Below are 12,569 nucleotides of genomic sequence, written 5' to 3' on the forward strand. Positions count from 1 at the left end.
CCGCTTCGGCACCTACTAAGATCCGTCTCCCACAGAGACAGAAAAGGCCCGGGTCACAACCCGGGCCTTTTTCGTTTCAGGCCGTCACCCGGGTCTTGGCATAGGCCGGAACCCGAGATTCGAAATCGGCAAGCCACGCAACGAGCTTCGGATAGCTCTCCCGCCACCGGCCACCGAACCGGAGGTCGAGGTAGCCGAGAGCGCAGGCGAGAGCGATCTGGCCGATATGCAGGTTCTGGCCCGGCGCCGACAGATGAGCCTCCGCATGGTCGAGGCCGCGGCGCACCTTGTCGGCCTGGTGATCGACCCATTTCGGCTCGCGTTTGTCCTCCTGGCGGAAGCGGCCTTCATAGACCTGCAGCAGCGCCGCATCCATGATGCCGTCGGCCAGCGCCTGATCGCGCAGGGTGGTGAACCGCTCCGGTCCGTTTGGAACGACGCGCCCGCCACCGGCCAGATGATCGAGGTAGTCCACGATCACGCGAGAATCGTAGAGCACATCGCCGTTCTCCAAGAGGAGCGCCGGGATTTTGCCCAGGGGATTCTGCTGACGGATCGAGTCCCCGGGGTTCAGCGTATCCGCATCGACAATCTCGATTCGGTCCGAGAGACCGAGAATTGCGGCGGTGAGCTTCACCTTCCGGCCGAAAGGCGAAGCGGGCGAGGAGCGGAGAACGAGCATGAGCAAACCCCTGAGTTAAAGAGAATGGGGCCAGTCATGAACGGTCGGGACGCCTGCGGCAATCCGTTTTAAGCAGGGGGTCCGAAGGCTTCACAGCGATAGGCGCCGTAGCCGCTGCGCGACAGGCGCTCTGCCAAAGCGGGCAGAAGAACCTCCGCCTCCTCCCTCAGCGACCAGGGCGGATTGAGAACGAAGAGCCCGCTGCCGTTGAGCCGTGATGCATCGCGCGGATCATCCACATAGAGTTCGAGCCGTAGGCCCGGACGTGAACTCTCCCGATGGAGCCGCCTGGCCACCGCATCAACGGGGCCAACATCCTTGATCGGATACCAGCCGGCATAGACGCCGGTGGGCCATTTCTTCAGGGCTGCGAGAAGCTCCGTGCCGAGGCGCTCCAACTCGTTGGGCTTTTCATAAGGCGGGTCGATCAGGATGAGACCGCGCTTCTCCTTGGGTGGGATCAGGGCATGCAGCGCCGTCCAGCCGTCGAGATGCATCACTTTGAGGTTGGACACCTCATTGAAGGCCTCGCTCAGCACCGCGTGGTCGGCGGGGTGCAATTCCACGAATACGCCCCGGTCCTGCCGGCGCAGAACCTCCCGCACGATGCCGGGAGAGCCGGGATAGATGGTCTCGCCATGCCGGGCGCGCACATCGGCAATCACTTTGCGATAGGGAGCAAAAATCTCCTCCGCCTCCGGGGCCAGAGCATCGTCGAGGCGCCCGATCCCGTCGTTCCACTCTTCGGTTCGCTCGGCCTCGTCGCCAGTCAGGTCGTAGAGGCCGATGCCCGCGTGGGTATCGATGACGCGAAGCGGCGTCTCCTTTCGCTGCAGATAAGCGAGGATCCGCACCAGAAGGGCGTGTTTCATGACGTCGGCGAAGTTGCCGGCGTGAAAGGCATGGCGGTAGTTCATGTTTGTCCTACGACATCGGACCCAAAAGCAGGCTGCACATCCGAGCGATGCGCTATCTTACCGCCGGAACCGTGATCTCGCCCGCGCGACAGCCGTCTCGATCAACCTCGGGACACTGACGGAAGCCACGCAGGTCCTTGGCCAGGCAGATGCGCACCTCCTGGAAGATGCGGCGTCGGCAGGAAACCGAAATCATGTCAGGACGCAAGCCCGGATTGGCGTTCAGGAAAGCCTGCTCGATCTCGCTCGGCAGCACCCGCGAGCGGCTGCCTAGTCCCGTGAAGCTCTCAGGGATGCGCACCAGGTCGCGGGCGCGGCGCACGTCCCGGAAGTAGCCGCTTGGGGATTCTCCCGAACAGGTTCCATGCTTGCGCCACTGGTAGCGCGCCAGGTTGCTGTCCGGGAACAGGCCGTCGGCATCGGCCATGGCCGTTTGCGGCACGAAGCGTCCGTCGGGCTCGCAGAAGCTGGGATAGCCCTTTTCGTTCTGCGGCCACAGGCCATGGGTGACGAAACCGAGCCCGCTACCGGCGTCGCATTGCCGGCTCCGGCTGCCGCTGTTCTCGCAGAAGCCCGGCGACCAGGACAGCGCGAGCACGTAGAAATCGAACTGCCCCATGGGGGCGCCCCTCGCCTCCCGCGGTCCCTGAGCCGCCGTGGGAGAGAGAAGGAGAAAGCAGGCGCCCGCGAAAGTAAGGCACCAGCGCAGGATCAAGGAGCGGCCTGCTTGCAATGAGGCGCGAAGGCATAGTGACGGTCGAAGCCGTCCACGCAGGCCTCCGTGTCCCAGCCGATGCCGATGAAGCCGAGATCCTCGCGGATCGAGAAGTTGATCTTGTGCCTGTAGCCGTCGGAGACGACCACCGTACCGGTGCAGTAGCGGCGGGGGATGTAGTCGAGACCCCAAGGACGCCAGGCCACCTGCTGCACCCGCTCGAAGGCGACGATCTGGAGGTTGGAGTTCCAGAACTTGTATTCTTTGTTCTGGAAGTTGACGCTGATGTCATGGAGCACGGACGGATCGGCGCAGGCCGGCAGCGAGGCGTCGAAAGGCTCTTCCCGCCGCTCCGCAGGGGTGATCTCGCGGGCCATCGCAGGTGCGCTCAACATCATGCAGGAGATGAAAGCCGCCAGCCACTTCATTCGGATGCTCCAAAAGGTCTTCGGATTGTGTTCCATCGACCATGTGGGCGAAGCCCGAGAAGGTCAAGGCTCCGCTTGTGGTTTAATAGATGGCGTGGCGGTTCAGCATCATCGGCGCATCGGCCGGACGCGCCTGGGGCCGCGACGGGAGATAGGTCTGCTCCGAAGGCCGGCCGGTGGGCGGCTGCGGATAGAGCGGAGGCTGTGAGCCCCGGGCGCCGCCCGGCCCGGGCAGATCGGCAGCATAGCCGTTCGAGGACGAATAGCGCTGTGGCGGAGCCACGGGCGCAGCCAAAGCAGGAGCCGGGGCCGGCGGGATGTAAGCCTCGCCTTCCGGCACGTCCTGTTCCAGGTCCACCGGGGCCAGATCGCCTGAGGCGGCCGCGCTCTGGAGCACTTCCTGGCTCTTCTCGGGATCGATCCGGGGCGCGAATTTCAGGATCGGCTTGCAGATGCGCCGCTGCCCTTTCGGGTCGTGCCGCGCCAGATCGATGTGGAAGTGATCGTAGTGGAATGCGTCGGAGCCCGGCCCCAGAACCGTCGTGAAGTAGCGGCAGGCGCCGACGAAGGCCTCGCGGAGGAACTCCTGCTCGGCAGGGTCCCTGCCCCGCCAACCCTTCATGACCGAAACCTCTCGCCCGTCCGCCAGGACGAAGCCCATGACGTCGAGGGCATTGCCGAAGGAATGCTCCGAGAGCTTGGCGCCCCGCTGGTTGTTGCGCGGACGGCAGGAATAGGAGCCCGCCTTGATGTCGGCCAGCGGCACGCCGAAATACATCTCGGCGGCGGGCCTCACAATCTCATCAAGCCAGGTATCGATCCGCGGAATGATCGGGCAGGCCAACGTTACCTTCGACTTCAGGCCGACGGCGCCATTGTTGAAGGCCGAAACCTTGAACGGGTAATCCATGCCGCAGGCGCCGGGGCCTTCGATCTTGGAGCTCAGGGCCATATAGGCCGAAGGCTGCACGAGCCGCTGCGACAGGCAGGCTTCTTCGGCCTGCGCGCGCCAAGGCTCGCGCTGCTCGAACCGAAACAGTCCGCAACCGGTGACTCCGAGCCCAACGAGCGATAGGGCAAAAAACGCAACTAACCCACGACGCATGGGCGGAAGACTAGGACGGGGCCGTAAACATCTCGTCAACAGCGCACGATGCTCTTTATTATGGAAGAAGCATCGGACCCAAAAGTGCAAGTCCACTTTTGGGTCCGATGCTTTAGCCGATTCGGAGCTCAATCAGCCTTGCCGCCTCTGAAATCGTCAGAGAAAACCCGGTGCGACAGAATAGAGCAGGAACTTTTTTCGCCTAAAGCTGAAATCGATTACGAGCCAATAAAAACAAGACGTTAACTCTTTGTTAACTATTCCACGAACGCAGCTGGGCGTCGTCTGTCTCCTCAGGGGCGCTTCTCAGGGGAGCCCGGTTTTGGTAGTCTCCCTATCCATTCAGAGGGGCAATAATCCCTCACGCAGAAGGGGGCTAAGATGTATCTGACATCCAATCTCGACTGGACAGCCAAGCTCAACATCGCTGCCGTCTGCGTGTCCTCTTCCTTCATCGTTGCCGTCGTGGCCGGTCTTTTCTGAACCGAGTGCTCTGCGGCTCCCTGTGGGCCGCTCGACGATTTTCATGGTCTCTCCGCGCTGCCCTTACCGGCAGCGTTTTTTATGTCTCAGGGCACGGCGCCTCCGTGACGCTCCAGGACATGACATTAATCTCCATCTGGCACTGAGCAAGCCGTGGCCCTTCAGCCGTCTTCAGGCACACCTTCTCTCCGGGTGCGAACATCTTTCCTTGTGCCCGGCAGTAGCAATCGAGCGGATTGTGATCGGGGGCTTGCGCCTGCTGGGGCAGCGCCGGGCGCTCATGGGCGCTTGCAGGAGCCAAAACCATCAGGCTGAAAACAAGGACGACACTGCGCATGAGACCTCTCCGCGTGTCATATCTGGCAATGGTCTGCCTTTCCCGGCATAAGGTCAAGGATATGCTCCTCTGATGCCGCGTAGCCTTGATGCCCCTTCCCTCTCCTGACCTGTTGATACGCCTCGGAACACCGGCCGACAGCGCTGCCATCGGGCAGATTTTGGCTGATGGCTGGCATCAGGCCTATTCCGGGTTCATGCGCGAAAGCGAACTCGGTCAGCGCATCGACCCCGACTATCGGGCTCAAGAGGTAGGAACGTGGCTCTCGACCGATTTTGATCCGGCGAAGGAATTGCTGCTCGTCGCTGAGCAGGACGGCAATATCGGCGGCTTCCTCGCCGCACGCTTGGGAGACCGCAATGATGTGGGGTCGGTGGCACGGGTCACGCTGCTCTACGTCTCACCCGAGCAACAAGGCCAGGGCATTGGACGCCAACTCCTCCTAGAGGCAGCCGAGTGGCTGAAGCTTCATGCTCCGGGTCCGATCTCCATCGGAGCCTTCGAGCAGAACCCTTTCCGCTCCTTTTACGAGTCCATTGGCGGAATGGTGGTCGAGACGGTCATGGTCAGGGTCGATGCTCGCGAATGGCCGGTAGTCGTCTATCTCTGGCCGTCGCCGGAGGCACTACAGGAGGGTATCCGCACGAAAGAGGTCTGAGGGGTCAGACCCACCGCTCCACGGCCCGATCGTCGGCCTCCTTGGCCTCGACCCAGGCTCCGGACGTGCCGTCCTTCAGGTGCTCACGCTTCCAGAACGGGGCCTGCGTCTTGAGGTAGTCCATCATGAACGATGCCGCTTCGAACGCAGCCCTGCGATGGGCGCTGGCGGCCAGAACCAGCACGATCTCCTCGCCGGGAGATATCCGGCCGAAGCGGTGGATCACGGTCAGGCCCAGCAGGGGCCAGCGTTTCTCCGCCTGCTCGGCGATCCGGTCGATCTCGGCTTCGGCCATGCCTGGGTAATGCTCCAGTTCCAGAGCCGTAAGCCGTCCGCCTTCGTCCCGGCAAAGGCCTGTGAAGGCGACCAAAGCGCCGATATCCCCCCTCCCCGCCGTCAGGTTCGCCGTCTCGGCGGCGGCATCAAAGGGCTCGGCCTGGATGCGGATCATGCGTGCCATGGCGTTCTTGAGGCTAGCCGCCGGTCATCGGAGGGAAGAAGGCGATCTCCCGCGCACCGGCAATCGGGGCCTCGGGCTTGACGTGGACGTGGTTGATGGCCGCCCGGACGATGCCCTCGTTCTCGAAAGCATATTCGTATTCCTCGCCCCGGCCCTTCAGCCAGCGCACCAGATCGGCCACGGTTCCAATGCCCTCCGGCAAATCGACCTCTTCGTCCGTCTTGCCGACCCTTTCTCGGACCCATGCGAAGTAGACGAGCTTCATGGCCTCTAGCCCTCGTCCATGAGGTGATGGATGCCGTTCTTGAAGTAGTCCCAGCCGGTATAGATCGTCAGGACCGCCGCCACCCAGAGCAGGACGATGCCGATGAGCGTGTTGTTCGGCAGAACCGTCTCACCGGCGGGTCCCGCGATCAGGAAGCCCAGCGACACCAGTTGCAGGGTGGTCTTCCACTTGGCCACCCGGCTCACCGGCACGCTGACCTTCAGCTCGGCCAGGAACTCGCGCAGGCCCGAGACCAGGATCTCGCGGCACAGGATCACGATGGCGGCCCAGAGCGACCAGCCGTGGATGGTGCCGTCCGCCACCAGCATCAGCAGGCAGGCGGCCACCAGAAGCTTGTCGGCAATGGGATCGAGCATGCGCCCGAGCGCCGACTGCTGGGCAAACGTGCGGGCCACGTAACCGTCGAGGTAGTCGGTGATGGCCGCGACTGCAAACACGATCAGAGCCGCCCAGCGGGACCAGTGGTCCTCGGGCCAGAACAGCAGACCGACCACGGCCGGCACCGCCACAAGCCGGCCATAGGTCAGCATGTTGGCCAGGTTGAAGGCCTTCGAGCGGCTTAAAGAGGAAGCAATCTTCATATTACCCGCAGGAAGCATGACGACGGAGGGTCCGTCAATTGCAGAGGGCCGCAATTGCGGAACGTCACCCTTACGTGATCCACATTCCGCCGCGCTCAACCCCGCTCGTGGAAGAAATCGTAGACGGCACGGGCCGTGGCGGCATTCACGCCGGGCGCCTTCATCAGGTCCTCCAGCGCAGCACGCTGGATCGCCTTGACGGTGCCGAAATGATGCAGGAGCGCCCGCTTGCGGGTCGGCCCAATGCCAGCGATCTCGTCGAGGGGGTTCTTGACCAGCTCCCGCTTGCGCTTGGCCCGGTGCGCCCCGATGGCGAAGCGGTGCGCCTCGTCGCGCAGGCGCTGCACGAAATAGAGTGCCGGATCCCGCGGCGGCATCTTGAAGGGCGGCTGTCCCGGCTTGAAGAAGGTCTCGCGGCCGGCATCGCGGTCGCGTCCCTTGGCAATGCCGACGAGCGCCACGTCGTCCTCGCTGACGCCCACCTCCGCAAGCGCCTGGCGCGCGGCTTCGAGCTGTCCCTTGCCGCCATCGATCAGCACGAGATCGGGCCAAGCGGGAAAACCGTCATCTCCGGGCGCGGCGCCATCTTCGTCGGCAGCACGTGGCTCTTCCTTCACCAGACGGGCGAAGCGGCGCTGAAGCATCTCGCGCATCATGCCGTAATCGTCGCCGGGCTTCAGGTCCTCCGACTTCATGTTGAAGGTACGGTAGTGCTGCTTCATGAATCCGTTGGCGCCTGCCACCACCATGGCGCCGACCGCATTGGTGCCCATGATGTGCGAATTGTCGTAGACCTCGACGCGCCGGGGCGGCTTCGGCAGGCCGAAGGCTTGGCCGAGGGAAACGAGGAGCTTCTGCTGCGAGGCCGTATCGGCGAGCCGTCGGCCGAGCGCCTCCCGGGCATTGCGAAGCACGTACTCGATGAGCTGACGCCGCTCGCCCCGCTGCGGCGCGTGGATCTCCACCTTCGTATCAGTCTTGGTCGAGAGCGCAGCCGCCATCAGCTCCGCGTCCTCGATCTCGTGCGAGAGCAGGATGAGGCGCGGCGCCGGCTTGTCGTCGTAGAACTGCGCGATGAAGGAGCCCAGCACCTCCTCGCGACTCATGGACTTGTCGGCCTTCGGGAAATAGGCGCGATTGCCCCAGTTCTGCCAGTTGCGGAAGAAGAACACCTCGACGCAGAACTGCCCCGCCTGCTCGTCGAGGGCGAACACATCCGCCTCCTCCACCGACTGGGTGTTGATGCCCTGCACACCCTGGATGGCCGAGAGCGCCGCCAGACGGTCGCGGCAGCGCGCGGCGCGCTCGAACTCAAGGTCTTCCGCCGCCTGCTGCATCTCCTCGGTGATGCGCTGCTTCACCGCATTCGACTTGCCTGACAGGAACGCCCGCGCCTCGGCGGCAAGCCCGGCATAATCCTCGTGCGAGATCTCGTTGGTGCATGGGCCCGAACAGCGCTTGATTTGATAAAGCAGGCATGGCCGCGTGCGGTTCTCGTAGTAGCTATCGTTGCAGGAGCGCAGCAGGAACGCGCGCTGGAGCGCATTGATGGTGCGGTTCACCGCCCAGACGTTGGCGAAGGGGCCGTAGTAGTCGCCCTTGCGCTTTCGCGCGCCTCGATGCTTCACGAGCTGCGGCGCCTCATGGTCGGCGGTGAGCAGGATATAAGGCAGCGACTTGTCGTCCCGCAGCAGCACGTTGTAGCGGGGCTTGAGCTGCTTGATGAGGTTGGCCTCGAGCAGCAGCGCCTCGGTTTCGGTCGCCGTGGTGACGAACTCCATCGACGAGGTTTCGCCGATCATCCGGGCAATGCGGTTCGAATGGGCCTGCCCGCGGGCATAGGAGCCCACGCGGTTCTTCAGGTTCTTCGCCTTGCCCACATAGAGCACGTCACCCTTGGCATCGAGCATGCGGTAGACGCCCGGCGCATTGGGAAGCGTGTTCCAGAAATGCCGGATGACCTCGGTGCCGCGCTGGACCGAACTCGGATTGGCCTCCAGGTCGAACTCGACATCCGAGCCGCTCTCAAGGGCGACAGACTGATCGTCTTCCTCGTTGTCCAGAATATCCGGCGGGACGTCATTGGTGGTGTTGCGACTCATGAGGGAGATTTAAGGGCTCGGGAGTCCGGAGGAAAGTGCCGCCGACGAACTGGCGCAGCCCTGCCGTTCAGGCTAAACGGCAAAGCTCCTGTAATGCGGTCTGGAGCCGGATCATGCGCCTGTCGATTATCACATCAGCCGTCGTAGCGGCCCTGGTGGGGTTCGGCAGCACGATTGCGATCATCATCGCGGCGGCGCAGGCCGTGGGCGCGGATGCAGCCCAGACCTCCTCCTGGGTGGCGGCCCTGTGCCTCGCCATGGCGGCGAGCAGCGGTTTCTTGAGCGTCCGCTATCGCATGCCGGTCATCACCGCCTGGTCGACCCCAGGCGCGGCGCTTATCGCCGCGTCGACCGGCATTTCCATCCATGCGGCCGTCGGCGCCTTCCTCCTGGCCGGTGCCCTCATCGTGCTGGCGGCCCTCATCAAGCCGTTCGGGCGCACAATCGAACGCATTCCAACCTCCATCGCGGCCGCGATGCTGGCAGGCGTTCTGCTTCAGTTCGTCGTCGGGGTGTTCCAGAGCGCTCAAGGAGCGCCCGGCCTCGTCCTGCCCCTTGTGGCCATCTTCCTGGTGGCGCGCCTGTTCAATCCGGCCCTGGCCGTGCTCGCCGTGCTGTTCGTGGGCCTCGGCATCGCCTTCGGCGGTGGAATGGCCCAGCCGCTGACGTCGAACCTGAGCCTCTCCTCCCTCACCCTCATTGCGCCTGCCTTCGAGCCCGCGGCGCTGATCGGGCTCGGGCTGCCCCTGTTTCTGGTGACCATGGCGTCCCAGAACCTGCCGGGCTTTGCGGTGCTCAAGGCCTCCGGTTATCAGCCGCCCTCCCGCCCGATCCTGGCCGTGACCGGGCTGGCCTCCCTGGTCACGGCCCTCTTCGGCGCCCATACGAGCAACCTCGCGGCCATCTCGGCGGCGATCTGCACCGGGCCCGACACCCACCCCGACCCGGCGAAGCGCTGGATGGTCGGACCCTTTTACGCCTTGAGCTATCTGGTCTTTGCCGCCTTCAGCGCCGCTCTGATCGGCCTAATCGCGGCACTGCCGCCGGAACTCATCAAGACCGTGGCGGGGCTGGCCCTCCTGGGAGCCTTCGCGGGAGCCTTAGGCTCCGCCCTCTCCGAAGGGTCCAAGGTCTTTCCAGCAGTGATCACCCTGGCGGTGACGGCCTCCGGCCTTAGCCTCCTCGGCATCGGCTCCGCGTTCTGGGGGCTGGTGGCGGGTCTCATGACCCTGGGGCTCGACTCGCTGGCGATCCGGCCGCGTCAGGCTGAACTGGACGGGAGGCCCCGTTAAGCTTAAGACTTCGTTACGAAGAAACAAGAACGGGGGCTCTGGGATGACGCTTGCACGGCTTGGCACAATCGCGCTGACGATGGCCCTGGGAGCCTGCCAGGGCACCTTCAGCGCATCGCCCGAGGGCATTCCCGTTGCTCTCGAGAGCATCGACGGGGCACCGGCTCCAATCCGCACCGCCCTGGCCGAAGAGCTCGCCACCGCAGCCACCGACCGCAAGGTCGATCTCGTCGGCGCCAGCGCGGAGGCGCGCTACCGGGTTCGCGGCTATCTCTCGACTGCGACCGAGGACGGCGAAACCAAGGTGGCCTATGTCTGGGATGTGTTCGATTCCCAGAAGCGGCGGGCCAAGCGCCTGGAGGGGTCGAGCCCCGTCCCGGCCGCTTCCATGTCGTCTCTCGACAAGCAGGCTCTCGCCAAGCTGGCCCAGGACAGCATGGGCGAGATTGCCGAGTTCCTGAGTGCGGCCAAGTCCGAGCCTCAGGCCACAGCCGAAGCACCGATCCAGACGGCGGAGGCCCAGCCCACGGGGACACCGGATGAGGAGAACCAGGTTGCAATGCAATGATCGCATGGCAACAACCCGGTATTGCGGCCCATCAAAGCCGCTCACGTGTATTGTGACGGTTTGATATCGCTGCTAAGACCCTTGCGCCCGAAGGCGCAGAGATCATGGCGTTGCGCAACGGGCATTGTCGGTCACACAGAGCCAAAGTTGCTTTCATGAAGCTCGTTGCGGGAAATTCCAATCGTCCGCTGGCGGAGGCCATCTCCGCCTATCTCAATGTTCCCCTGGCCAGAGCCCAGGTGAAGCGCTTTGCGGACATGGAGGTGTTCGTCGAGATCCAGGAGAATGTGCGCGGCGAGGACGTGTTCATCCTCCAGTCGACCTCGTTCCCCACGAACGACCACCTCATGGAACTCCTGATCATCACGGATGCGCTGCGCAGGGCCTCGGCCCGCCGCATCACGGCGGTGATTCCCTATTTCGGCTATGCCCGGCAGGACCGGAAGTCCGCCTCCCGCGCGCCGATCTCGGCCAAGCTGGTGGCCAACATGATCGCCCATGCGGGCGTCGACCGTGTGCTGACGCTTGATCTCCATGCCGGCCAGATCCAGGGCTTCTTCGACATCCCGACCGACAACCTCTTCTCCGCGCCGATCCTGGCGCGCGACATCAAGGAACACCTTGACGGCGGCAACCGGATGGTGGTTTCGCCGGACGTGGGCGGCGTGGTTCGCGCCCGCGCGCTCGCCAAGCGCATCGATGCCCAGCTCGCCATCGTCGACAAGCGCCGCGATCGCCCCGGCGAGTCCGAAGTGATGAACATCATCGGCGACGTGTCCGGCCGCTCCTGCATCCTGGTCGACGACATCGTCGATTCCGGCGGCACCCTGGTGAATGCCGCCGACGCCCTCCTGGCCAATGGTGCGAAGGAGGTCTACGCCTACATCACCCACGGGGTGCTATCCGGCGGCGCCGTGGCCCGCATTGCCAGTTCCCGCCTGAAGGCGCTCGTGATCACCGACTCCATCATGCCCACCGAGGCGGTGAAGGCGGCCCACAACATCCGGGTCATCTCCATCGCGTCCCTGATGGGCGAAGCCATCGGCCGCACGGCGACGGAAAGCTCGGTGTCGAGCCTGTTCGACTGAGCCTTATCTGGCACGCATGACCAGCCATGGAGTGGGGACGGCTCTCCACTCCCAGACAGCCAGAAGCTGGTCCAGATGCCCGAGTTTCTCGAGCCACGGCGGCAGATCCGGGACTCCGGTGCGCGCCTGCCGCTCCTCGACAGTGTGTGTGCTTTCGAAGCGCTCCACGAGTGCCCTCACCGTCCGCTCCCGCCTTGGATAAACCTCGACGACAAGATCGAGCCAGCGGAAATTCCCTGCCTGCGGGTCGAGCAGATCGAACTCTGCTCCCTCGCAATCCATCACGAGAAGCCCTTTCGGGTGACGCCCGAGCTTCGTGGACAGCTCGCTCCACACCCAATTCACATGCTGCGCTTCGAAGCGCTCGCGAAGATCGATTTGTGCTTCGACCCCATTCAGGCGGGCCAACTCCAGACATTTGTGGCGGGCTACGGGATCGATGTCCCAGGCAAACACTGGTGTGTCTGGCAACAAACCCGCGCATCCGACCGCATAGAAGCCTTCGGCACAGCCGACGTTGAGGACGGCGTCATACTCTTTTTCGGGCGCAGCGAGGAAGACATCGTGCAGAGCCGTTTCATAGACCCCGAGCAACTTGGGCGCGATGCCACCCTCGGATGGGGTCGCTAAATAGGTCATGCCCTTGAAGGGACCATCCTGAACCACTGTGCCGGAATGGGCCACCAGGGTCGATCCAATAAGCTGGGAGCGCCACTTGGCGAGGGCGCGGAGGGTTTGCTCAAGCTTCTGCCGCTCCGGCAGGTTCGAATTCAGAATTCTTGTGACGTGTTCTAAGGCTTGTGGGGATTCATCGTGAATTGATGACGGCGGCGGCGAGATAGATCATTGCGGAGAAGCTTTGGTCGG

Annotated in this window: 15 protein-coding genes; 4 read left to right on the top strand and 11 right to left on the bottom strand. The window is 63.8% G+C overall.

Features of this window, described 5'->3' with window-relative positions; translation table 11 throughout:
• Nucleotides 1–76 precede the first annotated feature (76 nt).
• The 6 genes from JQC81_RS30480 to JQC81_RS30505 all read right to left on the bottom strand — a co-directional run bounded on the left by JQC81_RS30480 (nucleotide 77) and on the right by JQC81_RS30505 (nucleotide 4,667).
• Nucleotides 77–682 carry a glutathione S-transferase gene (locus JQC81_RS30480; protein WP_203275528.1) on the bottom strand — a complete coding sequence of 202 codons (606 nt, stop codon included), beginning with the start codon at nucleotides 680–682 and terminating at the stop codon, nucleotides 77–79.
• Between the two features lie 68 nt (nucleotides 683–750).
• The gene (locus JQC81_RS30485) at nucleotides 751–1,599 is read right to left on the bottom strand and encodes a 23S rRNA (adenine(2030)-N(6))-methyltransferase RlmJ (protein WP_203275529.1); all 849 of its coding nucleotides are present in this window, start codon (nucleotides 1,597–1,599) and stop codon (nucleotides 751–753) included.
• Between the two features lie 52 nt (nucleotides 1,600–1,651).
• Nucleotides 1,652–2,218: a ribonuclease T2 family protein gene (locus tag JQC81_RS30490; RefSeq protein WP_246520773.1), complete on the bottom strand. Its 567-nt coding sequence runs from the start codon at nucleotides 2,216–2,218 to the stop codon at nucleotides 1,652–1,654.
• 92 nt (nucleotides 2,219–2,310) lie between these two features.
• Complete coding sequence (locus tag JQC81_RS30495) at nucleotides 2,311–2,742, bottom strand: hypothetical protein (protein ID WP_203275531.1); 432 nt, start codon at nucleotides 2,740–2,742, stop codon at nucleotides 2,311–2,313.
• Between the two features lie 82 nt (nucleotides 2,743–2,824).
• Nucleotides 2,825–3,847: an extensin-like domain-containing protein gene (locus JQC81_RS30500; protein WP_203275532.1), complete on the bottom strand. Its 1,023-nt coding sequence runs from the start codon at nucleotides 3,845–3,847 to the stop codon at nucleotides 2,825–2,827.
• Nucleotides 3,848–4,409: 562 nt separating this feature from the next.
• Nucleotides 4,410–4,667, bottom strand: coding sequence for a hypothetical protein (locus JQC81_RS30505; RefSeq protein ID WP_203275533.1), 258 nt, complete (start codon nucleotides 4,665–4,667; stop codon nucleotides 4,410–4,412).
• Nucleotides 4,668–4,755: 88 nt separating this feature from the next.
• Between JQC81_RS30505 and JQC81_RS30510 the strand changes: the two genes are divergently transcribed.
• Nucleotides 4,756–5,325: a GNAT family N-acetyltransferase gene (locus JQC81_RS30510; RefSeq protein ID WP_203275534.1), complete on the top strand. Its 570-nt coding sequence runs from the start codon at nucleotides 4,756–4,758 to the stop codon at nucleotides 5,323–5,325.
• A gap of 4 nt (nucleotides 5,326–5,329) precedes the next feature.
• On the opposite strand, the gene JQC81_RS30515 is transcribed toward JQC81_RS30510, so the two are convergent.
• From JQC81_RS30515 to uvrC, 4 genes are all read right to left on the bottom strand, one after another.
• Entirely contained in the window at nucleotides 5,330–5,785 is a 456-nt protein-coding gene (locus tag JQC81_RS30515; protein WP_203275535.1) for a molybdenum cofactor biosynthesis protein MoaE, read from the bottom strand.
• A gap of 13 nt (nucleotides 5,786–5,798) precedes the next feature.
• Nucleotides 5,799–6,050, bottom strand: a complete 252-nt coding sequence (moaD, locus tag JQC81_RS30520; protein WP_203275536.1) for a molybdopterin converting factor subunit 1 — start codon at nucleotides 6,048–6,050, stop codon at nucleotides 5,799–5,801.
• Between the two features lie 5 nt (nucleotides 6,051–6,055).
• The gene (gene pgsA, locus JQC81_RS30525) at nucleotides 6,056–6,652 is read right to left on the bottom strand and encodes a CDP-diacylglycerol--glycerol-3-phosphate 3-phosphatidyltransferase (protein WP_246520775.1); all 597 of its coding nucleotides are present in this window, start codon (nucleotides 6,650–6,652) and stop codon (nucleotides 6,056–6,058) included.
• A 95-nt stretch (nucleotides 6,653–6,747) separates the two neighbouring features.
• Nucleotides 6,748–8,754 (bottom strand): excinuclease ABC subunit UvrC, encoded by a 2,007-nt coding sequence (gene uvrC / locus JQC81_RS30530; RefSeq protein WP_203275538.1) that lies wholly within the window; start codon nucleotides 8,752–8,754, stop codon nucleotides 6,748–6,750.
• A gap of 113 nt (nucleotides 8,755–8,867) precedes the next feature.
• On the opposite strand from uvrC, the gene JQC81_RS30535 reads away from it, so the two are divergent.
• From JQC81_RS30535 to JQC81_RS30545, 3 genes are all read left to right on the top strand, one after another.
• Nucleotides 8,868–10,046: a benzoate/H(+) symporter BenE family transporter gene (locus JQC81_RS30535; protein ID WP_203275539.1), complete on the top strand. Its 1,179-nt coding sequence runs from the start codon at nucleotides 8,868–8,870 to the stop codon at nucleotides 10,044–10,046.
• A gap of 43 nt (nucleotides 10,047–10,089) precedes the next feature.
• Nucleotides 10,090–10,614, top strand: a complete 525-nt coding sequence (locus tag JQC81_RS30540) for a hypothetical protein (protein ID WP_203275540.1) — start codon at nucleotides 10,090–10,092, stop codon at nucleotides 10,612–10,614.
• Nucleotides 10,615–10,769: 155 nt separating this feature from the next.
• Nucleotides 10,770–11,702, top strand: a complete 933-nt coding sequence (locus JQC81_RS30545; RefSeq protein WP_190842710.1) for a ribose-phosphate pyrophosphokinase — start codon at nucleotides 10,770–10,772, stop codon at nucleotides 11,700–11,702.
• A 3-nt stretch (nucleotides 11,703–11,705) separates the two neighbouring features.
• On the opposite strand, the gene JQC81_RS30550 is transcribed toward JQC81_RS30545, so the two are convergent.
• Complete coding sequence (locus JQC81_RS30550; RefSeq protein WP_203275541.1) at nucleotides 11,706–12,386, bottom strand: hypothetical protein; 681 nt, start codon at nucleotides 12,384–12,386, stop codon at nucleotides 11,706–11,708.
• Between the last annotated feature and the right edge of the window lie 183 nt (nucleotides 12,387–12,569).

Origin of the sequence: Microvirga arabica (genome assembly GCF_016811235.1) — a bacterium.
GTDB classification, from domain to species: Bacteria; Pseudomonadota; Alphaproteobacteria; order Rhizobiales; family Beijerinckiaceae; genus Microvirga; species Microvirga arabica.

What these genes read in the sequence shown, in the direction of transcription:
- JQC81_RS30485 (WP_203275529.1), bottom strand. Translation starts at nt 1,599, where the DNA reads ATGAACTACCGCCATGCCTTTCACGCCGGCAACTTCGCCGACGTCATG.
- uvrC (WP_203275538.1), bottom strand. Translation starts at nt 8,754, where the DNA reads ATGAGTCGCAACACCACCAATGACGTCCCGCCGGATATTCTGGACAAC.
- JQC81_RS30510 (WP_203275534.1), top strand. Translation starts at nt 4,756, where the DNA reads ATGCCCCTTCCCTCTCCTGACCTGTTGATACGCCTCGGAACACCGGCC.
- JQC81_RS30500 (WP_203275532.1), bottom strand. Translation starts at nt 3,847, where the DNA reads ATGCGTCGTGGGTTAGTTGCGTTTTTTGCCCTATCGCTCGTTGGGCTC.
- JQC81_RS30490 (WP_246520773.1), bottom strand. Translation starts at nt 2,218, where the DNA reads ATGGGGCAGTTCGATTTCTACGTGCTCGCGCTGTCCTGGTCGCCGGGC.
- JQC81_RS30505 (WP_203275533.1), bottom strand. Translation starts at nt 4,667, where the DNA reads ATGCGCAGTGTCGTCCTTGTTTTCAGCCTGATGGTTTTGGCTCCTGCA.
- JQC81_RS30545 (WP_190842710.1), top strand. Translation starts at nt 10,770, where the DNA reads ATGAAGCTCGTTGCGGGAAATTCCAATCGTCCGCTGGCGGAGGCCATC.
- JQC81_RS30535 (WP_203275539.1), top strand. Translation starts at nt 8,868, where the DNA reads ATGCGCCTGTCGATTATCACATCAGCCGTCGTAGCGGCCCTGGTGGGG.
- JQC81_RS30480 (WP_203275528.1), bottom strand. Translation starts at nt 682, where the DNA reads ATGCTCGTTCTCCGCTCCTCGCCCGCTTCGCCTTTCGGCCGGAAGGTG.
- JQC81_RS30540 (WP_203275540.1), top strand. Translation starts at nt 10,090, where the DNA reads ATGACGCTTGCACGGCTTGGCACAATCGCGCTGACGATGGCCCTGGGA.
- pgsA (WP_246520775.1), bottom strand. Translation starts at nt 6,652, where the DNA reads ATGAAGATTGCTTCCTCTTTAAGCCGCTCGAAGGCCTTCAACCTGGCC.
- JQC81_RS30515 (WP_203275535.1), bottom strand. Translation starts at nt 5,785, where the DNA reads ATGGCACGCATGATCCGCATCCAGGCCGAGCCCTTTGATGCCGCCGCC.
- JQC81_RS30495 (WP_203275531.1), bottom strand. Translation starts at nt 2,742, where the DNA reads ATGAAGTGGCTGGCGGCTTTCATCTCCTGCATGATGTTGAGCGCACCT.
- moaD (WP_203275536.1), bottom strand. Translation starts at nt 6,050, where the DNA reads ATGAAGCTCGTCTACTTCGCATGGGTCCGAGAAAGGGTCGGCAAGACG.